We start from the raw sequence: 25,105 nt of genomic DNA, 5'->3' as shown, positions 1-25,105 counted from the left end.
GACTTTCATATAACGTACATGGCGGATTCACGTCACAATCGAAGAGATGAAAGTCCTTTTAAAAACAGCCACTTACTGAGACTTTCATATAAAAATGCCAAGAAAGCCAACAAGATCTCGATTTTGAGCTTCTTACATGCAAAATGTTTATCTGGAATCTATAGGTTATATTTTTTTGAGTAGCCTCTTGGAGTATATATAAAATCAAGAAACTGAACAGAGCTGTCATTTCCAACCAACAGAATGGTCTGCATCCCGACTTCCGTACAATCCATCTCCTTTAGTGTAGTAATGATAACTTTCTGGTTCTCCCTCATGGCAGAGGTGACAATTCCTACTGGTGTCTCTGGTGCTCTATGTTTTAGGATAAGTTCCCTGGCTTTAGCCAACTGCCAGTCCCTTTTTTTACTTCTGGGGTTATAGATGGCAATCACAAAATCTGAAGCTGCTGCTGATTCAATTCTTTTTTCAATCTTTTCCCAGGGAGTCAAAAGATCACTTAAACTTATCACAGCAAAATCATGTGTCAAAGGGGCACCTATAAGTGATGCACCGGCAGCAAGTGCAGGAATTCCGGGGACAACTTCAATTTCAATTGAATCAGCTAAGTGATCACCCTTTTGTAGAGGAGTCTCTCCACCTTCAAAATCTGCATTGTTGACAGATTCAGAATCAGAGTTCAAGTTTGCCACCGGCTCCACTGTATCTATTATAGGCGCAGGCACTTTATCTATTATTGCAGCAGGAATTTTATCTTTTATAGCAGCAGAAGCAGATGAGTGGCGAACAAGATTGACCCCTCTTTTTTCACACAACTCAAACACAAGACCGGCCATGGCATAAATTCCGGCATCTCCTCCTGACACAAGGGAGCAGACATTTCCATTCAAGGCTTCGTCTATTGCAGATTCAACACGATCAACCTCTTTCATCATGCCGGTTGAAATAATTTTTTTATCTTCTATGATTTCCTTGATAAGATCTATATATGTGGTATATCCCGCCACTGAATCTGATATCTTCAACAGATCAATGGCTCTTTTTGAAATGTAATCAAGGCTTCCAGGGCCTGTGCCTATTACAAAAAGCCTGCCTTTTTTCTTGCCACAGCAAGGGTTGCATTTCCCTTTTTGATTTTGGGGAGAATCAGTTTCCCGTTGTCTGCTGCAAGGATCGCTGCTGCTTCGCATACGCTTTTTACTCCTAAGTGTTTTTCCACCATCTCTGATGGATTTTGAATGGTGCCAACCGAGTTCAACTCATCTTTACTGAAAAACATAATTGGTTTATCAAGTATCCTGCCCAACTCCAAAAGTCCATTTTCATCCTGTTTCACCACAGTTGTAGCAATGGCGGCAAGGCTTTGAACAGATAGATTATTCTGTTTAAATGAGTCGAGCAAAAACGACATCAACTCTTCTGTTGAAGTATTTCTGTTGCATCCCATCCCAGCTACAAGGGAACGGGGACGCAAAATGATCGTTTCACGTGAAACGACATCTTTTCTTTTCAACGATATAGTATTTTCAATATCTATATTTAAGCCATTCACTGAAAGTGAGTTCTCACTATCTATACCTAAACCATTCGCTGAAGAAGAGAAATCAAGAGAAACATCTGAGTCATTCACGGAAGAAACAATCTCAATATCCATATCTGAACAAAATACAGTTAGATCATGGTTATCATGATTATGACCATTTATAATACTGTTTTTTCCCACAGAGTTTTCTGAATTTGATATCTCTGTCAAAAAAACATTTGGAATATGAGATGTGAGCAGATTCAAAGGATCCACAACTCTTACCCTCTTTTTTTGCAAAAAAGCCATATTGATGCGCTTTATCATTTCCGGATTTTCTATGATCAAACCAAGCTTTCTTGCAATCATGTCAATGGATGGCAAACCATTAACATCCGTGGCAGTGGTAATAACAGGAGAAGCCCCAGTTATTTGAGAAACTTTCACGGTCAGCTCATTGGCTCCTCCGATATGACCTGAAACAAGACTTATTGCATGATTTGCACAGTCATCCATCACAACCACAGCGGGATCGCTCAGTTTTGATTTCAGAAGATTCCCTGTCAACCTTACTGCAATACCTGTGGAAAATATGCAGATATGAGCATCAAATTTCCTGAAATTCTCCTCAATGGCAATGGAAAGTCTTTCAAAAACAGAATAAAAAGAAGTGGCACCTTTGCAACTTTTCAATGAGTCACAAGCATAATATGCATCTATTATTTGAGAAACCGGCCAGGCATTGGCAACAGTAGATGAGACAAAAAGTCTGCTATATGGCAATGCTCTGATTAGTTTTCCGGCATGATGCAATCCATTGGGAGTAATCACCCAAACAGCGATTCTCTCCTCTGGATTTTTTTTACATGAGGCAGTCATTTCCAATAAATCCTTTATTGCCTGAACCCATGGGCGAAACCGGAATCATACAGCCTGGACTTAATCACATCACTCTTCTGATTGGCACTTTCCACCACCTTTCCAACAATAATAAGTGCCTGACGGTTCAATTTCTCTTCAGCAACGGTTTTGGCCAGATCCTCTATCTTACAAAAAACAATTCGTTCTTCCGGATGGCTGACCTTATAAGCAACTGCGCAGAGAGAGTTATTGCCGTAGTGCTCCGACAATATTTTTTCCACTCGCTCAACATGTGCAATACTCAGATAGATGGCCATTGAACTTTGGTGAGCTGCCAGAAGCTCAAGGGACTCACTCTCCGGCACAGGTGTTCTTCCGGCAATTCGTGTCAAAATAAGGGTCTGGGTAACCTCGGGAAGGGTATATTCCATCCCCATTGCTGCTGCTGCTGCAAATGCCGCAGTCACACCTGGAATCACGGAATAGGAAATACCATGCCTGTCAAGTTCCCTCATCTGTTCAAGGATGGCACCATACAGTGATGGATCACCGGTGTGAAGACGTACCACCTTCTTGTGCCTCTCATGGGCTACGCAAATCTTCTCAACAATTTCATCAAGAGTCATTGACGCACTGTTTAAAACTTCTGCATCCTCTTTTTTCCAGGTTAACAGAGCTTCAGGCACAAGTGAACCTGCATAAATGATCAGATCTGCATCAGAAAGAGCTTTTTGCCCTTTAACTGTTATAAGGTCAGGATCTCCTGGACCTGCACCTACAAAAATAACCGGAAACAAATCACTCCTTTTTATAGCCAAAAACTCTTTGTCAGAAAGCTTTTCAGCGTCCTTAAATGGCGCATTGTCTGCTACAACCAATTATCTTTCTCCTTTTATTGATTTTTTACCGTGAAAATGACTATCATTTTTATACTTGGGGGGGTGATTGATACGCAATCATATCCGTTTACCAGAAATGATCCATACAGGATTCTGAGCTTCAAGCCGTTCTCCAAATGGCATTTTTCGGGAAACCGAAACATGCATCTGAATAAGAGAAGTATCAAACCCCATATTTTTCATGACATCAAATGCCATATTCATGCTCTGCAAAAGCACTGTATTGACAACCATTACACCATTTAAAGCAAGTCTTTCTCCGGCGATTCTGACAATATCATCAATATTGCGCCCTCCCCCACCAATAAAAACCCGATCAGGCTCAGGAAGATCACTCATGCCACAGGGAAGTTCCATCTGCAAAACATGAATGTTTTCAATGCCAAATTTTTCAATATTCTGCCTGATATCAGAAATACGTCTTATATTTTTTTCAACAGCATAAAGCTTACCCGCAGGAATAAATCTTGATACTTCCACAGATACAGAACCTGAGCCTGCTCCAAGATCCCAGAAGAGATGATTATCATTTATCAACTCCAACTTTGACAGCACCACTGCGCGAACTTCCGGTTTGGTAATCAATCCGTTTTCATGAAAAAACATGGACTCAGGCATTCCAGAAAAAATTAAAGGAGGCTGTAAAACTTTACCCTGCCCCCCCAAATGGTTTTCATTATCGGGGATGGTCAAATTTTCTGGGCATGAAGGTTTAGAAGGCAAAAACGGCTTGTCATGGTCATTTTTTGCAATCTGGTTGTTCACACCATCCGGCATTACAGATTCTAAGTTATTCAACGGCTTATATTTTTTTTCACCACCCATACTATCCGGCTTAAAAGATTTCATTGCCATCAGTACAACCACATTGGGAGATGCAAAGTTTTTTCCTTCAACCACAGACACATCATCAAAAAAATATATCTGCTGTTTTTGGGTTCCAAGATTTTCAAGAACATACATGTTGAAATGGAATATATTCTCATCAACAAGAAAAGCAGCTAACCATGATGGTGTCTTTTTATTATCAGTAAGGATGGCAATTTTAAGGTTTTTTTTCAGGATCTCAGCCAGATTGTCAATATCCTTACCATGAAGAGAGAGAAGAGTGGCATCATGCCAAGGCTCCTTAATGGCGGCAAATGCCCCTGCAATTGAAGATATATTCGGATGAATCTGGACAGACTCCTTTCCAAAGACTGTAATCAATGTAGAACCTATACCATTAAAAAGGGGATCCCCTGAAGCAAGCACCACAATCCTCGAGTGCTCTTTTCGATCCCTAATAGTATTGATAATGCTATTAATATCTCCGGTTATGGTCAAAGTTTCACATGGAACACCTTTCAGCACACCACTCTCCATGGTCTGCTGAAGATGACGTTTTCCACCCACAACAAGATCAGCACAGGCAATTATCTTTTTATGCTTTTCCGTAAGATCACCAAAAGAGAGGCCCACTCCGATAACGTCAATGGAACCACAATGCTTTTCCAGAATCAATTTTTCCTCCGAAAATCGGCATCCTTCATTTGAACCCAAAAATACTTTACACTTTTTTGTGAGAGATTCCCGCCACACAGAGTTTTCTCTCCGGAAAGTGTAAACTGGGAAATGAAGCATGCCCGAAAATCAAGCTATAACATAATAGAACAAACCAACGGCAATAATGCTGATAACACGGAATATCTGTCCGGACAAAAGAAGCTGCAAGCCCATCTTGGGGGAAAAAATTCCCATATATCGTGGCAACTGATGACGCAAAGCACGAATAGGAAAAGCTGTGATATTTCCCAGTAGCAGGGCAATGACAGTCTGTTTGGTGGTTAATATACCTGCATCCATTAAAGCTCCGGCTGCGGCAAATCCAGAGGTAAACTCAGCAGCAAAGCTGAGCATAACCACAGAAAGCGACTCAACAGGCATTATGCTCAAGGTGATATGAGAAGAGAGAGCATCATTGAGATAACGGAAAAAACCATTAAGATTGAGCACAAAAACCAACGTATAAATAGGAAGTACATATACGGCTATATTGACCACCCTTGCAGGAAGTTTGGTTTTAATCTCTTCTAACAGTGTTTTCTTTTTTTAACTGCGTTCTCTTTTCCGGAACTTTTATCTTCTCCCCTGTGAGCAACTCTATTACCCTTTAAAATTTTTCCGTTATTATCATTCTGCTTCTCTCCTGTGTCTTCAGATGGATCTTTTTTAGCATCATCAGAAAAATCGGGCTTATAAAAGTGCCCAAACAACAGCACACAAATCACTCGCAACAAAGTGGCAGCAAAGGTCAGGGTAAAATAGAGAACACCTGCTGTACCAGTAAGGGGAATAATAATGAAAAAAGTAGTTGGAAGATGCAGGAAAAAGGCTGGCAACTGATTCATGTAGTTTGTGAGAAAAAGCTGCATTTTAGATATCTTTTGCTCCTGATAAAAGTTCAGAAGCATTGCATTTGAAATAACACCGGAAACAAAAGCTGCTGTAAAAGCAGCACTGCATTGATTTCCGAGATTGGAAAAGCTAAACAGTGGTCTTGCAAAAACTGAAAGGCGCTCTGTCCATCCGGTGGATTCAATGATCTGCCCAACCACAAGGCCAAGGGTAATAAAACAGAGCAGCCTGAATATGGGCAACAAAAGCCTGTTAAGCAGCATATCCTGACTCATACAATCGCCATATGCAATGGAGATTCCGACAATCGCCAGAGAAATGACAAATGAAATCAAAAGGATTATATATTGTGGCTTTTTTTCTCTCATTATTACTCTTTTCATGATCAAGGTGGCTTAAATCGGCCATGGGTTATTTTGCCGCAAGCACCAGAGTCCAGTAATTGGGAACCCTCTTTTCAAGCTCATTGAGGTCAGGGATAATCTCTTCCCCCTCCCTGCCGCATTTTGAGATGGCAACACTTTTCTCAAAAAATCCGGCAGCTTTTAACGCAGCATTGTTTTGCTTAACATTCTTATATGCCTTCATCATGACGATACTCTCAACATTCTCCCCTACCCTCTGGAGCTGATCACCGCCGTAAGCACCTGATGTTATTAAAAGGGACTGCTCACCTTCCACAAGCGTTCTGTTAAGCCTTGCTGCTGCGGCATGAAACGATGTAATACCCGGAACTGTTTCCACCTCTGCATCTGGCATCACCTTTTTAAGGCTTTTTAAAATATAGCCAAATGTGGAATAAGTGGTAGGATCCCCAAGAGTAAGAAATGCTGCGCTTTTCCCATCCCTCAAAACAGCAGCGATTCGGGATGCATTTTCATCCCACGCCTTTTCCGTAGCTTTTTTGTCCTTGGTCATAATGAAAGAGAGATACTTTATAACGGCTGTCTCGGACATATGGGGTCGTGCAATCTCCAGAGCCAGACTGTAATTTCTTTTGGCAGATGCAGCCGTAAACACAACATCAGCCTCGTTGATCATACGGACTGCTTTGAGAGTCAAAAGTTCAGGATCTCCTGGCCCCACGCCAATGCCAAATAATTTGCCACATTTACTCATTGTTTTTTCCTCTTGTTGATTCCTTTTTTTCAGGCAACTGCCTGAACTGTTCAGGGTAAAGTATCTCCCCTATCCTTTCAATGCCCTGCAAAAGCCTGAAGCACGGTCTTGATACTGTCATTTCATCTACTATATATATTTGTCCATTTTTCACAGCCTTTATAATCCCAAAACCAGGTTCATTTTTGATAATCTCCACAGATGTGTGATTCATCACACCTTTTTGGGCCAAAAAAACATCTATTTCAGAGGCACGGGAAAGAATTCTCTCTTTTCCGTAATTTCCAATATTGCTGCCCCTTGATGATTCGGCATCATCAGCAACATTTATGCCACCTGCTGTTTTAAGGGCAAAAAGTGCTATTGAGCCTGGAGTAAATGTTTTCATCTTTGAGTGAATAGCCTCAAAATAGACTTTTTGCCTCTGAGCATCTTCAAGGTGAGCTGTCAGGGATTCATAGTGGTTAACTCTCTTTTTGAACTCTTCCACCATTGTAAGCGACTCTTCTTTTCTCCCTGTCAGGAGCCCGAGAGTTTTCCAATACTCAAGCATCTCTTCAACATTTGCCGGCTGAAGGGAAACAACAGTAATTCCTGATTTTTCAAGACGATCAATAAGTGATGGATATCCCCGTTCAATCATGGGTCTTACCAGCACAAGATCCGGAGATGCTGCCAGAAATTTTTCTGGTCCGTCATGGTATGAAAACCAAGGTTTGAGCTTTGCTTGTTCAGGATAGGACTCTTTTGGAGCCACACCGATGATCTCTTTGTCAAGTCCCAGATAAAAAAGATTTTCCGTATGTGCTCCATACAGAGAGATAATTCTTTTAAAAGGCGATGCAACATCAATTTTTCGACCACTTGAGTCTGTTATCAAAGGTAGCGTTTGCAGCATGGCTTCTTCTGATTTAACCTTATCAAGCAAAATATTTGACTGATCATCACAGGAGTCAGCAGCACCATAAGAGAGCTCGGGATAGGTATTTAACAATAGAGCAGAGAAGATAATGACAAATATCTTCAACAGAAGAGCAAAGTTCATACCAACTTTTATTTTGTAGCATCTGACTTGTTTTTCAAACCGGTTATATCTATTCATTGCAACTCTTTCCCATAGTTGTAATCTCCGACCTAAAAGATGCCTGCTTTGATCGGGCATATGAATTATACTCCACTTTGGGTTTCACGTGAAACACGTCCTCAATCAACTGTTCATCCATAATATCTTTTGTCTTACCACAGGAGACAATCTCTCCCTGCTTCATAAAAACAAGAATATCTGACCATATTGCCGCAAGGTTGATATCATGGAACACAGAAATCACCCCCCTGCCCTTTTCAAGCACATCCTCTCTTACAATATCCAGCAGGCGGATAGTGTGGTGGATATCCATATTGGAGAATGCCTCATCAAGAAAAAGAAAAGGAGTATCCTGACACAATGCCCTGGCAAAAAGAGCCCTTTGACGCTCTCCACCGCTCAGTTCTGTGATTTTCCTTGAGGCAAACCTATCAACGCCTGTTCTCTCCATCACATCTTTAACCAGAGCCACATCTTTGCTGGATGGCATGGAGAATCGTTTTATATAAGGGTGACGCCCCATCATAACAACCTCCTGCACAGTAAATGGAAAGTTCACTGTGTCATTTTGCGCAACCAGGGCAACCTGCTTTGCAATGTCAAGTCTTGATAAACTGGCGATATCCTTGCCCTGGAGAAAAACATTACCAGAAGCAGGTCTTAAATGGCCAATCAGAAGATCAATAAACGTGGTTTTTCCACATCCGTTTGGCCCAAGAATGGAGTAAAAACAGCCCTCATTAAAATCAAGATCAATACCTCGGATAGAGCACGCATCTTCAGGTGGTAAAAGAGAATGTTCATCTCCCCTTATTTTTTCTACAGGTATTTGTTGAGATTTGACTTGAGCAATCTGCCTGACACGATCACCGTAGGAAAAAAACAGATTGTTAACTGAGATAGGCATTATCTAAGGTTCCCCCGCTTAAAGATCCAACAAAACAGAGGCCCGCCAATAAGAGCAGTTAAAATACCAATGGGAATTTCGTGGGGCAAAACCGCTCGGGTAACAGTATCTGCACCAAGAAGCAGAATTGCACCGGAAAACATGGAGAGAGGAATTAATCTACGATTATCAGGGCCTGTAATGAATCGAACCATATGAGGCACCAGCAAGCCAACAAAACCTATAATTCCGGAAACAGAAACTGAAATTGCCGCCAGCATCGAAGCTGTGATCAAAAGAATCAATGTCACCTTTCGGGTATCCACACCAAGACTTGAGGCAGAGCGCTCACCAAGAGAGATAAGATTAAGCTCCCGTGCAAACATCATTGAAACAGCAAAGCCTGATACAAGAAATAAAAAAGTAACAAACACATCAATCCATGTTTTTGAGGCAAAACTTCCCATTAGCCAGAAAATAATAATAGCAACTTGTTCGTCTGCCAGATATTTCAGAAAACTAATTGCAGCAGACAAAATTGCGGCAATAATAATGCCTGAAAGTATAAGACTGTTGGATGAAAGAACCGAAGCTCTGTTTTTTCCGGTATATGAAAGATATATCACAAAAAAAAGTGTCGCAATTGCACCCAGAAATGCAAAAAGAGGAACAGAGACAAAGGCAGCACCCAGATTAAGCAAAATTGCAGTACAGGCACCAAAGGCTGCACCAGCAGAAACTCCAAGAGTATAGGGATCAGCAAGAGGATTGAGCAAAATCCCCTGAAAAATCACGCCGGAAAGGGCAAGGGCTGCTCCCACAAAGGCACAGGTGAGAATCCGCGGAAGGCGAACATCCATAACAATCACAGAGTGAGACTCAGGAATACCGCTTATTAAAAGCGTATTATCAGAAATTGAGAATGTATTATCATATATTGCAGACAACACAACCCTTGCAACATCATGAAAAGGAATTTTAATATAACCCATGGAAGCTGATAGCAGGATTAACCCGACAAGAAGAGAGGCAAGAAGAGAAATCCCCAGGTATTCAACTCTTTCCACAAATTTTCTTTCACTGTCAGAGAACATGCATCACATCCTGTTTACCTTAAAAATAATTTTATTACAAAGTCTCCATAACATGCTAATATACAACGACTTTCATGTTTCGCTGTGACGCCTCAGTGGTCTTTCAAGGTTTGATTGTCGGGTAGAATGCCAATTGAAAGTGCGTAATATCAAGTGATCATCCTCAAAAATCACCCGACAACTAAATCTTGACGGAACACTCAGCAAATATGAGGTTTTATTAATCTGGAATGCATAGCACCAAAACAAAAAAGCCCCCATACCGATATAATCTCGATATGGGGACTCCGTTTTTATCCTCAAATCCATATATTTAATTTCCGTTTATCCCAACCTCGCAGGATAAGGAATAAGTCTAAAACAAATCTTCCTTAACATACATGGCGGATTCCCATCACAATCAACGGGAATTCACAATGAGTTATTTTTTCAGGCAGGTCTTCTGACTTCCGGATCAACTTACTTTTCTGCATCTTCCCATTTATGCCAGATTCTGCTGTCATCAGACAGATGATAATCAGACATCAAACAGTGATATAGGGCAAAGGTTCATCCCCGGTTACAGCGGCGGGCCCGTTCCTGATTTTCACAGGATTCCCTTAAATTCCTGAAATAAATCTTTTATTTATATTATATTTTTATGTCAGGGTCAATTCAAAACAACACCACCCTGATTTAAAATCCCCTCTGGAGAACATTTATACAGTGAATCAACTCTTCCTCATCACCTGTATGTTTTGCAATGTTATCAGATAACTTGACAACATTGTGCCATGGTTTATCCGGCGCTGTCCTGCATTTTGACATCTTTATAACAATATTTAGAGGGGTGACCCCCACATCATTGGTCAGATTTGTACCAATACCATAAGAATCTCGAATTCTACCCTTGCAGGTATTATGAATTATTACAGCTTTATCAATATCCAGACCATCAGAAAAAACTATTGTTTTGGTGGTTGGATCAATGTGGAGCTTTTCATAATGTCGTATAATTTTTTCAATAAACTCAAGTGGATCCCCTGAATCATGACGAACACCATCGAAAAGCTTTGCCTGCATAGTATCGAATGTTTCCAAAAAGATATCTGTTGTATAAGTATCTGTCAAAGCAATACCAAGGGAGCCATGAAAAACCTGTGCCCAAGCATCAATTGCTGTGCGGTTGGCCATTCGATATCCATTTAAAACCGCATGAAACATAAACCACTCATGGGCAAGGGTACCAATTGGTTTTATATTAAAATATTTTGCAAGATTAACATTGCTTGTACCTATTAAAGTGCTGTTTTTAACGCCTTTTATATCCTGAATCAATGCCATATGGGATGCTGATGAAAATCTTCTGCGGGTTCCAAAATCAGCAAATCTGATCTTGTTTTTGCTCAAAACAGTTGCCTTATTAAGGTTGATTGCCTTCAGTTTCTCGTGGGGAAGAATTTCAGCGTTCGTCATGACAAAATAGAGTTCACTTATCATTGCCATCAGAGGCACTTCCCATAATATGGTGCGATACCACGGACCCTTTATTATTATATCCAGCTCACCGTTTTTCTGTTCAATAGTAACCTCATCAGGGTCATACTGATAATGTTGCAGAAAATCAATGTACACCGGCGTCATAAAATAGCAGGTTTTGTCCAGATAGTGCTTCTCTTCAGAAGTCAGACGAAACGCCGGCATATTTCTTATTTCTGCCTTGAGTCTCTCTGCAAAACCTGCTGGAAATGGAGTTCCGGATCTGTTTATAAATATATACTCAGCATCAACACGAGGGTAAAGCATATGGACTGCCTGCTGCATGGTAAATTTATAAAGATCATTATCGAGAATGCCTTGAATCATTGACTTATTTCCTTATTGTTACAAATATTTTTTATCCTTCCTGAATCATATCCCACTCGTGATATTTTTTCAATTTCAAAGGCCATTTATAAATTATCAATCTTTCTTTATCAGGAAAGTGATACAAAAAAAATTAAAAATTGACCACAGTAAAATTCTAATATATATATTTTTTTGACAAAATCACACCAATACAAACGATATATTTGTGTTTTAATAATTTATCAACACAATTATTTATGAAATCATAAAAATAGGAAAAATAATGAAATCAAACATGACACTAATAGGTATGCCAGGTGCCGGAAAAAGCACAGTAGGGATTATCCTTGCCAAAGATCTCTCTTTTGGATTCATAGATACTGATATACTGATTCAAATCAACCAGCAAAAATCTCTTCAGCAGATCATCAATGAAAGTGACCATATGAACTTGCGAACTATTGAGGAAAAAGAGGTTTTAAAGTTGAATATTGATAACCATGTAATCGCCACCGGCGGAAGTGTTCCCTATAGTGAAAAGGCAATGAATCACCTAAAAAAGATATCGACAATTGTCTTTTTAAAGGCAAGCTATGAAGAGCTGAAGAGACGTATTCATAACTTTGAAACAAGAGGAATTGCAAAATCAGAAAACCAAACTCTCATGGAGCTATTTGAAGAGAGACAGATACTATATAAAAAGTATGCTGATATTACAGTTGATTGTGATCTGATTAATCAAAATCAAGTGGCCATTGAGATTGCTCAATTAGCCGGTCAAGAATTACCATACCCAATAAAACCTTAAGATTTAAGATATCCCACCCGCTACGTTTAAAACAAAATGGGCAAGTTATTTCATGCCCATTCCTAAGTTAAAAAAACCGTTCAAGCAAAAAACAAAAAAAGAACTTCCCCTCGCTTTTTTGCACTATTTTCAGCCACTGGCACAAAATTTGATTGGGTAATAATTATAAAAAACAATAAATGTTGCCTTTCACCTCCCAGGTTAAGCAACAGATAAATTTTGAGGTAAATTTCATATCTAAATCAGACAGTTGCGTTTTTATGGATACTTCATATACTATAGTCATGCCTTACAACTTCCATCTCTGCATTGCCTACACAATCAAAGATATGATAGTATTAATAATAAAAGCATCTTGCAGATACTTGAATGTAAAATATCTTTTTCTGACACATCTTAATCTTTTTGCAAAAGAAAATATTTACAGATGAACACAAAAATATCCCGTGCATCATCCATAGCTAAAACGGTTCAAGATATGGATCTTACTCTTTTTTCAATGCTACCCATACTGGATCTTTTTTATGAAGGCATCATTATAGCAAACAAAGAAGGAAGAGTTGTTTACATGAACCAGACCCAGGCTGACCTTGACGACCTTGACATAAATCTTGTCAAAGGCAGAAAAGTGACTGAAATATACAGAGTTGATGACGGTATAAGCCCTACAATGCAATGCCTGAGAACCGGAAAAGCCATTGAGAACCTGGCCTGTTTCTACCGTACCCACCTTGGAAAGATGATCAACTCCATTCACAATGTTTATCCTCTTTTCCACAACAGGGAAATCTGTGGAACCATCTGTTTCATAAGAGAATATAACTCCATGGATAAAACGGTTGAATATGCAAATTCCCAGGAGACAAAAAGAGATCTTCAATCTTTCAACCTGTCAAACCACCACCGTGAACGCCTGAATATAGGCAACGGAACACGCTTCACCTTTGACGATCTTATAGGTAATGATGAAAGATTTATTCAGGCGGTTCATTCTGCCAGCATGGCCTGCAACACACCTTCATCAATAATGCTTTATGGCGAAACTGGAACCGGCAAGGAACTTTTTGCCCAATCAATCCACAATAAAAGCTTCAGAAGCAAAAAACGATTTGTAGCTGTCAACTGTGCTGCAATTCCTGAAAATCTGCTTGAAGGTATTCTGTTTGGAACATCCAAGGGGGCATTTACAGGTTCCATTGACAAAGAAGGGCTTTTTGAAAAGGCAAGTGGTGGAACCTTGCTTCTGGATGAAATAAATTCCATGCCCATAGGCCTTCAGGCAAAATTGTTACGCACGCTTCAAGAAAAAAAATACGCAGGGTCGGTTCCTTAAAAGAGGTTGATATTGATTTAAAAATAATCAGCACAACAAACGAACCTCTTCATGTTGCCTGCAATGAAGGGCGCTTCAGAAGGGATCTGCTTTACAGGCTTGGAGTGGTCTTTATTCAGATTCCTCCATTAAGAGAGAGGCAAAAAGATCTTGAAACCCTGATCGGCCATTTCCTTAATAAATGCAACCACTCCCTTAACAAAAATATTAATACCATCTCTTCAAATGTCATGGAAATTTTTCACACCTATCGCTGGCCTGGAAATGTCAGGGAACTTGAACATGTTATTGAAGGGGCAATGAATATGGTCCAAAATAATGGTGTCATAAAAAAGGAACACCTCTCAGTCCATATTAACAGTTTTGGAAATAAAAATGATATTTTAAGCAGCAACAACCATTTAAGCCAGAAAAACGACCTGTTCATGCCAAATGAAAAAAATGAAAATAGAGACAACAATAAAAACACATACGAAAAAAGTAACGAAAAGATCGTTTCCGAAATTATTCCGGAATCCATACCCGATCACCCGATAAACCTTGCTCAACTTCAGACAGAAAATGAAGTCAGAACCATATGCCAGGCACTCAAAGACAGCCGTGGAAATGCTGCCAAAGCATCAAGACAACTCGGTATCTCACCCCAGTTGCTTCACTACAAAATGAAAAGGTACGACATTAACCGCATGGACTACAAACCAGCCCCAAAAAACTCCTCAGAATAACTCACCAAATTCATCCACCCCGAATATGCAAATTTGTATCTATTTCCATGATAAACTATCATGGATAGAAGTCAGCCCCCCCAAAATATAAAAATCTATATCTATTCTGGCATCTTTCATGTCATCCCAAAAATACTTTACACTTTTGTGGGAACGCTTCCCTAAAAATGGGCAGATCACTCCGGAAAGTGTAAAACGGGAAATGAAGGATGCCTATATTCTTTGATAAAATATATTTTAAAAACCTCCTAAAAAATAAAACACATTTTATTTTCAATATCCCAATTATTAAAAAATATTTTATTTTATTTCCAAATTACCGCAACACCTTAATATTTAAAGCAAAAACACCTGTGGTATGCTTGTTGCTAAACTTCATGGCCAGCTTCATCATTTTGTGCATCACCCTTTTTGAAATAATCTGGTCACTTTTGGAAATCTCAAACAGCCAACTCTAAAAACTTTTTGGAATATATTAAAAATGCCTCTTTTATAGGCAAAAGAACCATCAAGGAAATTTTGAAAAAAAATTTTAAGGAGCCTACAATATGTATGACCGTATGCAGACCATCACAAAAGGCGAGATTGAACTTCTCCACAATGCCTCCATGAATATTCTTAAAAACACCGGAGTTACATTCAATGAACCCGAAGCACTGGAACTTTTCCGGCAAAACGGATTCAAAGTTGAAGGAAAGACCGTCTATTTTGAGGAAGAAAAGTTATTAAAGGCAGTGGAAGATGCACCATCCCGATTCAAAATTGAAGCAAGATCCCCTGAAAAAAGCCTCTATATAGGAGAGGATGACTGGGTTTTTGTTCCCACCTATGGCGCACCTTTCATAATGGATAAGAATGGAAATCAGCGCCCCGGAACCATGGAGGACTATGCTAATATCTGCAAACTTGTCCACACTTCCGAACATATCAACATGAACGGATTCAAGCACATTGAACCATCCAATGTGGTGGAAGGTACAGCATACCTTGAGATGCTGTTTGCCAACATAACCCTGTGCGACAAACCTTTCATGGGCAGCACAGACACTATACAAAGCGCAAAGGACACTATGGAAATGATAGCCATTGCCTTTGGAGGCAGGGAAACTATCAAAGATAAAGTTGTGACCATAGGTCTTATCAACCCACTATCCCCGCTTCAATTTGCAGAGGAGATGGCAGGCTCCATCATTGAATATGCCCGAAACGGCCAGGCACTTGTAATTCTCAACATGATAATGGGTGGAACATCAGGCCCTGTCTCCCTGCCCGGCCTCTTTGCCTTGATGAATGCTGAAATACTTGCAGGCCTGACCCTGGCACAAATTGTAAATCCAGGCACCCCTGTCATTTATGGTACCACATCATGTCCCACCAACATGCAGACAGGTGCTGCCACCATCGGTTCACCTGAAACCTGGATCATAAATTCCGTAACCACCCAAATGGCGAGATACTACAAACTTCCATGCCGTACCGGCGGTTCTCTCACCGATTCCCATGTGCCTGATGCCCAGGCCCTTGCCGAAGGTGCATTAAGCTTAAGCACCTCTGTCAGAAACGGTGCAAACTTTATCCTCCACTCCTGTGGCATGATGGGAACATTCATTGGAAACAACCTCGAAAAATGGATTATTGATGAAGAGCTTTGCGGCATGATCAGAAGAATGCTCACACCAATTGATATCACCATGGAAAGTATAAATGTGGATAGCATAAAAAAGGTTGGCATAGGCGGCAATTATCTTATGGATCCCGACACAGTTAAAAACTGCCGCACCGCCTTTTACAAAACATCGCTTTACAACAAAAAAGATCACAGCAGTTGGAAAAAAACAGGTGCAAAAACCATTGATGAAATTGCATCGGAACAATTGGTGAAACGCCTTGCAGAGTATGAGAGGCCAGAGATAGATCCAGAAGTGGAGATTGCACTTGCTGATTTTATAACACATCGGAAACAGAACATGTAACAAAACCTAACACCCTTCGGGTATCCTTTTCCAGAACCAACTGCTTTTGCAGGATAAAAATGGAAATTCCTATACTATGAACATAAAGGAGATCTATTAATGAGTATTACCCCACCTGTCACAGAACTTAACATCAAACTTGCAAACAGAGGCTTTTACAAAGGCTTCAATCAGGTAGTAACACTGGGTTCCAAAATTCTCATTGTGGTGCTGGCCATCTGGGCGGCAGTATTTCCGGATCAGGCAGGAGGTCTGTTAAAAACAATGCAGGGCTGGTCATTTGAAAGCTTCGGAGCGTGGTACATCTATGCCATGGCCTTTTATGTATTTGTCTGCTTCTTCCTTGCCATCAATCCTGCCACCGGCAAAATCATTCTGGGCGATGAAAATCAAAAGCCTGAGTTTTCGACCTTTTCATGGATCTCCATGATGTTCGGCGCCGGTATCGGCATTGGCATGCTGACATTCTCAACTGCCGAACCACTCTATCACTTTGCCAGCAACCCGGATACCATCTCAGGTGTCGTGGCTGCCCAATCCGATGAGACCCTGCGCTCTGTTTACAAATGGTCATTTTTCCACTGGGGACTTAGTGCCTGGGGATGTTATGCCATTGTGGGGCTTGCCCTGTCATTTTTCACCTATAACCGGAATCTTCCCTTAACCATCCGTTCCGGTCTCACTCCCTTGTTTGGCAAAAAACTTGAGGGTATGCTTGGAGATGTGGTGGATATCAGCGCAGTAATTGCCACCATTTTAGGTGTTGCAGTGACAATAGGATTTGGAATTTCCCAGTTTGCAGCCGGTATGTACACCATAAGCGGTGCAGATTGGATGATCAATGCCGAAGGCTCTCCAACCAATACTGCCATGATAATTGCACTTGTGGTGGTAATGGCAGCATCTATTCTATCGGCTGCTTCGGGTGTGGGAAAAGGAATCAAATGGCTTTCAAACATTAATATGGTACTCTCCTTTGCCCTGCTATTGTTTTTCCTTGTATTTGGCTCCTCCATGGTGGCTCTTAAATCCCTTTTTGTTGGAATTTTAGATTATGTTATCAATTTTCCAATTCAGGCCATGACATACTGGGCAAATTCCGATGTGGAACCTGCTGCAACCCTTTATAAGTGGCAATCCATCTGGTGGACGGTGTTTTATTGGGCATGGTGGATAGCTTTTGCACCTTTTGTTGGTCTCTTTTTTGCGCGGATTTCCAAAGGAAGAAGTATTCGTGAGTATGTCATGGGAACAATGCTTATCCCTTCTCTCATGTGTTTTATATGGTTCGCATTTGTGGGGGGAAGTGCCATTGATCTTGAACTTCACGGCACAGCAGCCGGCACTATCCTGAACGCAGGGCAAGAGGCTCAGCTTTTTGCAACCCTCAAAGTGATGCTCTCTTCAGGCGCTGCAAAAGCAATGTCTGTCATGGTGGTGGTACTTTTGATGACCTACCTTGTTACATCTGCCGACTCTGCTGTCCTTATTATCAACACAATCAACTCCGGCGGTGACGAAAAACAAAAAGATAAAACCCATGTCATATTCTGGGGCGCCGCCGTGACAGTACTGATTGCAGCTCTGCTCATAGCAGGTGGACTGACTGCCATAAAATCCGCCATGCTTGTTGGTGCCCTGCCCTTTTCCTTTATCATGGTATTGATGGGCATAGCCCTTATAAAGGCACTTGTCCGTGACGGTATGCGTGCCAGGGAAGAAGATAGCGGCAAAGCGGTCTCTGAAAAAAATTTAGAAGCAACAAAATCATAACCGTAACTTCTTGAAAAAAAATAAGATGTCGGTTTTGAGTATAAAAAAACTACTAAAAACAACCATAAAAAAGGAGTTGAAAAATGAGTCAGAAATTACTTTACCTAAGCCAGGACGATGTTAAAAATGTTGGTCTCACAATGGCAGAAATCATTGAAGCAACTGAAAAAGGATTTGTCGAAATGGGTAACGGCAATGTTGAAATGCCCCCAAAACCAGGAATTCATCCCGGAGAAGGTGGAGACAACTTCATACATGCCATGCCTGCATATATTCCGGCCATGAACTCCGCAGGTGTTAAGTGGGTGAGTGGATATCCCGGCAACCAGAAAAAGGGATTACCTTATATAATGGGGCTTTTGATCCTCAATGATACTGAAACAGGCGTTCCTCTTTCTGTCATGGACTGCTCATGGATAACAGCCATGCGTACAGCAGCAGCTTCGGCAGTTTCAGCAAAATATCTGGCAAGAAAGGAATCTTCCACCATAGGTATCCTTGCCTGCGGAGTTCAGGGCCATACAAATCTTGAAGCAATGAATGTTCTCTTTCCCCTGAAAAAAGTTATGGCATTCGATCCCAGCAAGGAGAATCGCGAAACCCTTGCAGCTTATGCATCAGGTGAGCTTGGTCTTGAAGTGAGCATAGTTGAAGATCCAAAACAAGCTGTGACAGGATGCGATATTGTCGTTACATCAGGCCCCATACTGAAAAAACCCCACGAAACAATTAAAGCAGGATGGGTTGATGAGGGTGCTTTTGTCTCCTGTGTGGATTTTGATTCCTTCTTTTCAAGGGATGCTCTGAATCAGGCAGACAAATGGACAACAGACAATCTGCCCCAATACAAGCACTACAAGGATGGTATGGGATATTTTCAGCAGTGCCCTGATGTCTATGCAGAACTTGGAGAACTTGTCACAGGAAAAAAAGCAGGCAGGGAAAATGATATGGAACGAAATTTTGCTGCAAACCTCGGGCTTGCCATGGAAGACATGGCAGTGGCACCATTGATCTACAAACAGGCTGTGGAAAAGAAAATCGGCACATGGTTACCGCTTTGAAAAAATAAAAGATATAAAGGAACATTAACACCATGAAAAAATCAAGATTATTTCAAGTAGTCATATCAATAATCTTCTGCCTCACCTTTCTCAATGCTGTTGAAGCAGAAACATTAACTGTTGCAACAGGAGAATGGGCACCTTACACTTCAGAAGCAGTTGAAGGATATGGATTCTGCTCTGAAATAACCACGGCTGTGGTAAAAGAGATGGGAATGGATGTCACATATGAATTCTATCCCTGGAAACGATGCGAACATTACATTACCAAAGGAAAGGCATGGGCAGCCCTGCCGTATTATAAAAATCCCGATCGGGAGGAAAAATATGTTTTCAGCGACAGCATAGCCCCCAGCCGTTCCGTCTTTTTTTATTATAAGGACAAATTGAATGGCGTTGACTGGAAAACAATTGATGACCTGAAATCTTATAAATTCGGCGGTGTATTGGGATACGGAAACCACGAAACACTTCAAAAAAATGGATTTAATGTGGATTTTGCAGCCGATGAAATCATGAATCTCAAAAAGCTCAGAGCCGGACGGATTGACATTTTTCCAATGGATGAACTTGTTGCCCGATCTCTGATTAAAAATAATCTGCCGGAAGAGATTGGCAATTTCAACACACTTTCCAAACCTGAAGCTGAATATCCTCTATATCTTATTGTGGACAAACAAAACAAAAAATCTGTTGAGTTGGTTGAACAATTCAACAGTGCATTAAAGCGAATCAAGGAAAAGGGAATTTACAGCAAGATTCTGCAAAAATACAATCTTAACGAATAAAGTTTGCTGAAGGTGTTAAGGTTCAAAATCAGCTAAGGAATCGGTTTTAAATATCTTGCCCATTTACCTAAACCCCTCCACATTACTGGAGAGGGGGAACATGGGTAAGTTATTTCGTAATCATTCCTAACTTTTTGATAATATCCATGCAAATCAAAAAATTTAGTTATTGATATGCATGGATATATCCCCAAAATTTTAGAAAAAACATTGAGTTCTCTTGTAAGTGCCCGAACAAAAAAAATCCGGGGTTGGTTCTAATTTCGGCCAATGATAATTTTTGTGAAGCTGTCTGAATCAGGATACCCAGGATTAACAGGATAAGGCAGGATTAAGCAAATATCCTGAACATCTTTTTTATCCTGGTTATCCTGATTCAGACAAATGGCCGAAATTATAACCAACCACCAAAATTCCATTATGGCGGGCATACGCGTGTACGTTATTTAAAATATACTTGAGATATCCTGAACAACACCCGTCATTATATCAGATTGATCAGAAAGCATGGCCCCCTGTAAAAGAATATGTTTTACTGAATTATCAGGCATACAAATCCTGCATGTCATGCTGAAGGAATCTCTGTTCTTCAATGCATCATCAATGGTTCTTCTGAGATCAAGAGAGTTTTCCGGATCAACACATGACAGAAACATCTCATATGTAATGTTGCTAATATTTTCTTCAATGCCAAGAATAGTTACGGCTTCCATTGACACAGCAAAAGAGCTACCGGAAGAATTGATCTGCCACCCTCCCTGTTTTGCAACTGCCTGAATTTTTGCAAGAGAATCTAACCTTTTGACAAGATTTTTCATTATCTGCCCCTTGCGAAGCATATAACGGGCACGATGCCCAAGCATAACCCATTTAATAGGCTTTATTACAAAATCATCCGCTCCTGCTTCAAAAGCCTTTTCAATGGCATTTGTCTCTTCCAGGCCTGTAACCATCAATATCTGGACAGTTTTTCCTTCTGGAAGCTCCCTGATGGCCCGACAGGTCTCAAATCCATTCATTCCGGGCATCATTACATCCATGAGAATCAAATCAGGATTTCTGGATTGAAAAAGGGAAACAGCACTGTTACCATTGGCAGCCTCCACCACCTCAAAGCCTGCTTTACGCAAAGCAGCACCCATGGCAAGACGCAGAGAGAAATCATCATCCACAATCATTGCAAGGGGATGAAACTCTTCATCACTTAAAGGATAACTTGCATTATCTCCCGCAGTCGAGACAACTTTTACATCTTCAGTCATAATATTCCTAATTGTCTTTCAAGGTTTTATCATCGGGCAAACGGACATGGCTGAGATTCAGCCACCCCACGGATATAAAAATTTGCATCCATTTTCACGGTAAACTCTCATGGCCAAATAAGATTTCGGCCACCCCCGACAATGAAAACAAAATGTGTTTTCACGGTAAACGGTCATGACTGCCATCCAGCCACCCCCGAATATGGAAATTTGTATCCATTTCCACGGTAAAAAATTCATTGAATGGCACTTCCTCTGGTCAAAGTCTCTTTTACATTCAAAAATTCGCTTTGGATCTTATCAAAAAGGTCACGAGAATCAGAAAATTCATTGTTTTTGCAATTCTTCTCAAGCTCCCTTGCATACATGGAGAGACGCAAGGCACCCACATTGGCACTGCTTGATTTAAGTGTATGAGCCTTTTGCCGTACAATATCAAAATTTCCGTCAGCTAAAGCAGCTTGAAGTTCTTCAACAATAAGCTCTCCATCATTTAGATAAGCATCCTGAATCTGTCTTACAATATCAGGCTCACCCTCAATCTGAAGAGTTTTAAGTTCTTCAAAAATTGTAAAATCAACAGTTGGCAATGAATCTTCATTATCAATTTCATCCGGCAAGATATCATTTTCAGCACGACACTTATCTTCACCAAACCAGTGGTGAAAAAGGATGGCAAGCTGGGTGAACTTGAAGGGTTTGCCAAGATAGTCATCCATACCAGCGGCAATGCACTTTTTCCTGTCACCTTTTAGAGCATTGGCTGTAAGAGCTATTATTAGAATATGCCTGTTTTTTGTGGTATCAGCAAGCTCAATCTCCCTTATCTTCTCCGTTGCCCGGTATCCATCCATTACAGGCATCTGACAATCCATCAAAACAAGATCGTAATGGTGGCTGGAAAATGCTTCCACAGCTTTAAGACCATTTTCAGCAATATCGACGCTGCAACCAAGTTTTTTAAGCATGCCAACAGCAACATGCTGATTTGTCATATTATCTTCTGCCAGAAGCACATGCAGGTTATACTTTGCATTTTTATCAAGAGCATCCTGCAAAGTATTTTCAGCCTCACAACTGTCAGCTATATCTGGATATGAGCCTTCAATTATGTCAATCAGTGCTGCATGGAGATCCTGTTGACGTACCGGCTTTGTCAGACAGGTTAAAATCCCCATATCCTTTCCTTTACGCGAGTCACCATAGGCAGCCACAGAGGTGAGCATGATAATAGAGATTTCTGTCAGCTCAGGGCTTGAGTGAATTTCCTGAGCTACATCCAAGCCATCCATTCCAGGCATATCCAGATCAAGAAGCAAAATATCAAAAGGGTTCTTCTGTTGCAAAGCCATTCTGATTTTTTCAAGCCCAATACGACCACTTTCAGCACACTCACTCAACATCCCCCATGATGATGTCTGACGCTGAAGAATCTCACGGTTGGTTTCATTATCATCAATTATTATGACCCTCAATCCCTCAAGGGATTCACTTGCAGGGAAAAAAGTGTACCTATCCATTTTGTCACTGATGGCCATGGGGATTGTAAAGAAAAATTTTGATCCAATGCCGTGCTGGCTCTCCACCTCAAGGGTTCCCCCCATCAACTCCACAAGCTCCATTGATATGGCAAGACCAAGACCTGTACCACCAAACTGACGGGTAGTGCTTCCATCAGCCTGGGAAAATGGGCGAAACAACTTGTGGATACCTTCCGGTGTTATTCCAATACCTGTGTCTGAAATGGAAATATGAAGATCAACACGGTTAGAGCTTACAAGAGAGGTGGATACCTTTATGATGACCTCCCCTTTTTCCGTAAATTTAATGGCATTACCAACAAGATTTACCATAACCTGACGCAACCTGCCGGGATCTCCTTTGAGAAAAATATGGGTTTCCGGCGGAATTAAAACTGCCAGCTCAAGGCGTTTGGAGTGACTTCGGGAGGAGAGAAGCTGGGCTACATCCTCAACCAGAGTCTGTAAGTTAAAAGATATCAATTCAAGCTCAAGCTTGCCTGCTTCAATCTTGGCAAAATCAAGAATATCGTTGATAATCATCAAAAGGGATTCGCTTGAATCCTGAATGGTTCTTGCAAAATGCCTCTGGGTACGGTCTAATTCTGTATCAAGAAGCAACTCTGTCATACCAAGAACCCCGTTCATTGGGGTACGGATCTCATGGCTCATGTTTGCCAGAAACTGTGATTTGGCACGACTAGCCTCCTCTGCCACAGCTCTTGCATGTTCTGCCACAGCCCTTGCATCTTCTGCAGACTCTCTTGCAACTTCCTCGGCTTTTCTTGACTCTTCTGCCGATCTTCCGGCCTCCTCTGCACTCTTTCTTGCAGCCTCCAGATCTTTTACATTATTCTCCAACTCTATTTTTGCCCTGGATAGATCAGCAGTTCTCAACTCCACCATTTTCTCAAGCCCTGCATTATATGCCTTTAGCTCATGATTCCGACTATGTATCTCCTTGATCATTCCATTAAAATGGCTCATGAGTACTCCAAATTCATCATGGCTTTCCTGGATAACCTCTACATCGTAATTCTTTTCACGGGTCACCTTTTCCATGGATGCCATAAGCTGCAGAAGCGGTGCTGTAATAACCTTCTGCATTCTGGTGGCAATAAGCAGGATAATAGCCAATGTTGCAGCAACTACAAGACTTATCATTTTATAATAGGTCATGAGGCGCTCTTCAAGCTGAAGCATATCTGCCACAAGATGTATTGTTCCCATCTCGATGCCATTAACTGGAAAAGGACGGAAAAGATGAATATATTCCCTGGTGAAGATGGTATGACGTTTTTTTGACTTAAGAAGAGCCATTATTTTAAGGTGATCAGGAATAACTGATTGACGTTCTGTTTCAAACAGCTCTCTTTTATCCGGATGCCTGATATACTGACTGTAGATTTCACCATCAGCACTGTAAAGTGCTGCAAAAAAAATATCTGTTTTAAGATCAAAGGAAGACAATGCTTCTTTTAAAACACGGGATTCATGATCTATCCCCGAGAAATCATTGTCTGACATAATAAATTCAGCCACTGAATCAAGGGTTTCTATGAGATGTTTTCTGGCGCTGTTTTTTTCATTGATCACAAGTGCCACGCAGACAAGAAACAGGCTTAAAAAAGATGTCATACAAAGCATTATCAAAAGCTTATTTTTGATTGAAAAGTGGGAGATATTCATTTTTACCATGAAAAATTCCTCTACACTATAATTTGATGGGGTCGTAAAGCAGGTGACAATGTTGAATACATAACGCACTGTCTCCATAAAATCAATAAAACAAAAGAAGAATTGAAGGGCAGAAAAAACAAAAAAGGGCGGAACTTTTGCAGTTCCACCCTTTCTATTGTGGCAAATCCAGATCATCAGCTTATACTAATTATACATAACCCACATATGCAAATCAATCATTAAAGGAGAAGAGAGAATATGAAACGAATCTGCCATGAAAGTTCAAATGTCATATTTTTTATTAGAAAGTCTCCATAACACGCTGATATAAAACGACTTTCATGTTTCGTTATGATGCGTCATCAAACATGGGGGTTTTATATGAAAGTCTCGGTAACAGCCTGTTTTTAAAACGACTTTCATCTCTTCGATTGTGGCGGTCATCAGCCATGTACGTTATTAAGAACTCAAAGTCGACACCTATGATCTT

At 40.7% G+C, this 25,105-nt stretch carries 19 protein-coding genes, 1 pseudogene and 1 riboswitch; of the genes and pseudogenes, 7 read left to right on the top strand and 13 right to left on the bottom strand.

Translation table 11 applies throughout. The features are described 5' to 3' along the window. Nucleotides 1–158: 158 nt before the first annotated feature. The 11 genes from MTBBW1_RS23190 to pncB all read right to left on the bottom strand — a co-directional run bounded on the left by MTBBW1_RS23190 (nucleotide 159) and on the right by pncB (nucleotide 11,707). A complete protein-coding gene (locus MTBBW1_RS23190; protein ID WP_245809535.1) occupies nucleotides 159–1,190 on the bottom strand; it encodes a precorrin-3B C(17)-methyltransferase in 1,032 nt (343 codons plus the stop codon). Beyond that, nucleotides 1,079–2,401 (bottom strand): cobalt-precorrin 5A hydrolase, encoded by a 1,323-nt coding sequence (locus MTBBW1_RS23185; protein WP_080807983.1) that lies wholly within the window; start codon nucleotides 2,399–2,401, stop codon nucleotides 1,079–1,081. Before MTBBW1_RS23185 ends, MTBBW1_RS23190 begins: the two co-directional genes overlap by 112 nt. Before the next feature lie 14 nt (nucleotides 2,402–2,415). Beyond that, nucleotides 2,416–3,261 (bottom strand): precorrin-4 C(11)-methyltransferase, encoded by an 846-nt coding sequence (gene cobM, locus MTBBW1_RS23180; protein WP_342743956.1) that lies wholly within the window; start codon nucleotides 3,259–3,261, stop codon nucleotides 2,416–2,418. Nucleotides 3,262–3,339: 78 nt separating this feature from the next. Further along, entirely contained in the window at nucleotides 3,340–4,785 is a 1,446-nt protein-coding gene (gene cbiE, locus MTBBW1_RS23175) for a precorrin-6y C5,15-methyltransferase (decarboxylating) subunit CbiE (RefSeq protein ID WP_186441658.1), read from the bottom strand. 129 nt (nucleotides 4,786–4,914) lie between these two features. Then, nucleotides 4,915–5,277 (bottom strand): hypothetical protein, encoded by a 363-nt coding sequence (locus MTBBW1_RS29795; RefSeq protein ID WP_245809534.1) that lies wholly within the window; start codon nucleotides 5,275–5,277, stop codon nucleotides 4,915–4,917. A 77-nt stretch (nucleotides 5,278–5,354) separates the two neighbouring features. Next, nucleotides 5,355–6,047: a hypothetical protein gene (locus MTBBW1_RS29790; RefSeq protein WP_245809533.1), complete on the bottom strand. Its 693-nt coding sequence runs from the start codon at nucleotides 6,045–6,047 to the stop codon at nucleotides 5,355–5,357. Nucleotides 6,048–6,090: 43 nt separating this feature from the next. Further along, nucleotides 6,091–6,798: a precorrin-2 C(20)-methyltransferase gene (cobI, locus tag MTBBW1_RS23165; protein ID WP_080807977.1), complete on the bottom strand. Its 708-nt coding sequence runs from the start codon at nucleotides 6,796–6,798 to the stop codon at nucleotides 6,091–6,093. After that, nucleotides 6,791–7,900, bottom strand: coding sequence for an ABC transporter substrate-binding protein (locus tag MTBBW1_RS23160; RefSeq protein WP_245809532.1), 1,110 nt, complete (start codon nucleotides 7,898–7,900; stop codon nucleotides 6,791–6,793). The genes cobI and MTBBW1_RS23160 overlap by 8 nt, the downstream gene beginning before the upstream one ends. After that, a complete protein-coding gene (locus MTBBW1_RS23155) occupies nucleotides 7,893–8,789 on the bottom strand; it encodes an ABC transporter ATP-binding protein (RefSeq protein ID WP_080807974.1) in 897 nt (298 codons plus the stop codon). Before MTBBW1_RS23155 ends, MTBBW1_RS23160 begins: the two co-directional genes overlap by 8 nt. Beyond that, on the bottom strand, nucleotides 8,789–9,862 hold the full coding sequence (locus MTBBW1_RS23150) for a FecCD family ABC transporter permease (RefSeq protein ID WP_087881838.1): 1,074 nt from the start codon (nucleotides 9,860–9,862) through the stop codon (nucleotides 8,789–8,791). Before MTBBW1_RS23150 ends, MTBBW1_RS23155 begins: the two co-directional genes overlap by 1 nt. A gap of 415 nt (nucleotides 9,863–10,277) precedes the next feature. Next, nucleotides 10,278–10,488, bottom strand: a riboswitch (cobalamin riboswitch). A gap of 49 nt (nucleotides 10,489–10,537) precedes the next feature. Beyond that, nucleotides 10,538–11,707 (bottom strand): nicotinate phosphoribosyltransferase, encoded by a 1,170-nt coding sequence (pncB, locus tag MTBBW1_RS23145; protein WP_080807971.1) that lies wholly within the window; start codon nucleotides 11,705–11,707, stop codon nucleotides 10,538–10,540. Nucleotides 11,708–11,972: 265 nt separating this feature from the next. Between pncB and MTBBW1_RS23140 the strand changes: the two genes are divergently transcribed. The 7 genes and pseudogenes from MTBBW1_RS23140 (at nucleotide 11,973) to MTBBW1_RS23110 (ending at nucleotide 20,153) form a co-directional block, all read left to right on the top strand. Beyond that, nucleotides 11,973–12,497 (top strand): shikimate kinase, encoded by a 525-nt coding sequence (locus MTBBW1_RS23140; protein ID WP_080807967.1) that lies wholly within the window; start codon nucleotides 11,973–11,975, stop codon nucleotides 12,495–12,497. A 427-nt stretch (nucleotides 12,498–12,924) separates the two neighbouring features. Further along, nucleotides 12,925–13,886 (top strand): annotated as a pseudogene (locus tag MTBBW1_RS27540) (sigma 54-interacting transcriptional regulator); the annotation flags it as partial. Between the two features lie 48 nt (nucleotides 13,887–13,934). Then, the gene (locus MTBBW1_RS27535) at nucleotides 13,935–14,555 is read left to right on the top strand and encodes an AAA-type ATPase lid domain-containing protein (RefSeq protein ID WP_087881836.1); all 621 of its coding nucleotides are present in this window, start codon (nucleotides 13,935–13,937) and stop codon (nucleotides 14,553–14,555) included. 548 nt (nucleotides 14,556–15,103) lie between these two features. Further along, nucleotides 15,104–16,528, top strand: a complete 1,425-nt coding sequence (locus MTBBW1_RS23125; protein ID WP_080807962.1) for a trimethylamine methyltransferase family protein — start codon at nucleotides 15,104–15,106, stop codon at nucleotides 16,526–16,528. 99 nt (nucleotides 16,529–16,627) lie between these two features. Next, a complete protein-coding gene (locus MTBBW1_RS23120; protein ID WP_080807957.1) occupies nucleotides 16,628–18,301 on the top strand; it encodes a BCCT family transporter in 1,674 nt (557 codons plus the stop codon). An 83-nt stretch (nucleotides 18,302–18,384) separates the two neighbouring features. Beyond that, entirely contained in the window at nucleotides 18,385–19,365 is a 981-nt protein-coding gene (locus MTBBW1_RS23115) for an ornithine cyclodeaminase family protein (RefSeq protein ID WP_080807954.1), read from the top strand. Between the two features lie 32 nt (nucleotides 19,366–19,397). After that, nucleotides 19,398–20,153 carry a substrate-binding periplasmic protein gene (locus MTBBW1_RS23110; protein ID WP_080807951.1) on the top strand — a complete coding sequence of 252 codons (756 nt, stop codon included), beginning with the start codon at nucleotides 19,398–19,400 and terminating at the stop codon, nucleotides 20,151–20,153. Between the two features lie 446 nt (nucleotides 20,154–20,599). On the opposite strand, the gene MTBBW1_RS23105 is transcribed toward MTBBW1_RS23110, so the two are convergent. Further along, nucleotides 20,600–21,415: a response regulator gene (locus MTBBW1_RS23105; RefSeq protein WP_080807949.1), complete on the bottom strand. Its 816-nt coding sequence runs from the start codon at nucleotides 21,413–21,415 to the stop codon at nucleotides 20,600–20,602. Nucleotides 21,416–21,651: 236 nt separating this feature from the next. Further along, on the bottom strand, nucleotides 21,652–24,633 hold the full coding sequence (locus tag MTBBW1_RS23100) for a response regulator (protein WP_186441657.1): 2,982 nt from the start codon (nucleotides 24,631–24,633) through the stop codon (nucleotides 21,652–21,654). Nucleotides 24,634–25,105 lie beyond the last annotated feature (472 nt).

The organism is Desulfamplus magnetovallimortis (genome assembly GCF_900170035.1).
In the GTDB taxonomy this organism is placed as follows: domain Bacteria; phylum Desulfobacterota; class Desulfobacteria; order Desulfobacterales; family Desulfobacteraceae; genus Desulfamplus; species Desulfamplus magnetovallimortis.
The sequence above is the reverse complement of the archived record's forward strand: the minus strand, read 5'-3'. Positions and strand labels throughout refer to the sequence as shown.

What these genes read in the sequence shown, in the direction of transcription:
- MTBBW1_RS23190 (WP_245809535.1), bottom strand. Translation starts at nt 1,190, where the DNA reads ATGCGAAGCAGCAGCGATCCTTGCAGCAGACAACGGGAAACTGATTCT.
- MTBBW1_RS23185 (WP_080807983.1), bottom strand. Translation starts at nt 2,401, where the DNA reads ATGACTGCCTCATGTAAAAAAAATCCAGAGGAGAGAATCGCTGTTTGG.
- MTBBW1_RS29790 (WP_245809533.1), bottom strand. Translation starts at nt 6,047, where the DNA reads ATGAGAGAAAAAAAGCCACAATATATAATCCTTTTGATTTCATTTGTC.
- cobI (WP_080807977.1), bottom strand. Translation starts at nt 6,798, where the DNA reads ATGAGTAAATGTGGCAAATTATTTGGCATTGGCGTGGGGCCAGGAGAT.
- MTBBW1_RS23160 (WP_245809532.1), bottom strand. Translation starts at nt 7,900, where the DNA reads ATGAATAGATATAACCGGTTTGAAAAACAAGTCAGATGCTACAAAATA.
- MTBBW1_RS23155 (WP_080807974.1), bottom strand. Translation starts at nt 8,789, where the DNA reads ATGCCTATCTCAGTTAACAATCTGTTTTTTTCCTACGGTGATCGTGTC.
- MTBBW1_RS23150 (WP_087881838.1), bottom strand. Translation starts at nt 9,862, where the DNA reads ATGTTCTCTGACAGTGAAAGAAAATTTGTGGAAAGAGTTGAATACCTG.
- pncB (WP_080807971.1), bottom strand. Translation starts at nt 11,707, where the DNA reads ATGATTCAAGGCATTCTCGATAATGATCTTTATAAATTTACCATGCAG.
- MTBBW1_RS23140 (WP_080807967.1), top strand. Translation starts at nt 11,973, where the DNA reads ATGAAATCAAACATGACACTAATAGGTATGCCAGGTGCCGGAAAAAGC.
- MTBBW1_RS23125 (WP_080807962.1), top strand. Translation starts at nt 15,104, where the DNA reads ATGTATGACCGTATGCAGACCATCACAAAAGGCGAGATTGAACTTCTC.
- MTBBW1_RS23120 (WP_080807957.1), top strand. Translation starts at nt 16,628, where the DNA reads ATGAGTATTACCCCACCTGTCACAGAACTTAACATCAAACTTGCAAAC.
- MTBBW1_RS23115 (WP_080807954.1), top strand. Translation starts at nt 18,385, where the DNA reads ATGAGTCAGAAATTACTTTACCTAAGCCAGGACGATGTTAAAAATGTT.
- MTBBW1_RS23110 (WP_080807951.1), top strand. Translation starts at nt 19,398, where the DNA reads ATGAAAAAATCAAGATTATTTCAAGTAGTCATATCAATAATCTTCTGC.
- MTBBW1_RS23105 (WP_080807949.1), bottom strand. Translation starts at nt 21,415, where the DNA reads ATGACTGAAGATGTAAAAGTTGTCTCGACTGCGGGAGATAATGCAAGT.
- MTBBW1_RS23100 (WP_186441657.1), bottom strand. Translation starts at nt 24,633, where the DNA reads ATGGTAAAAATGAATATCTCCCACTTTTCAATCAAAAATAAGCTTTTG.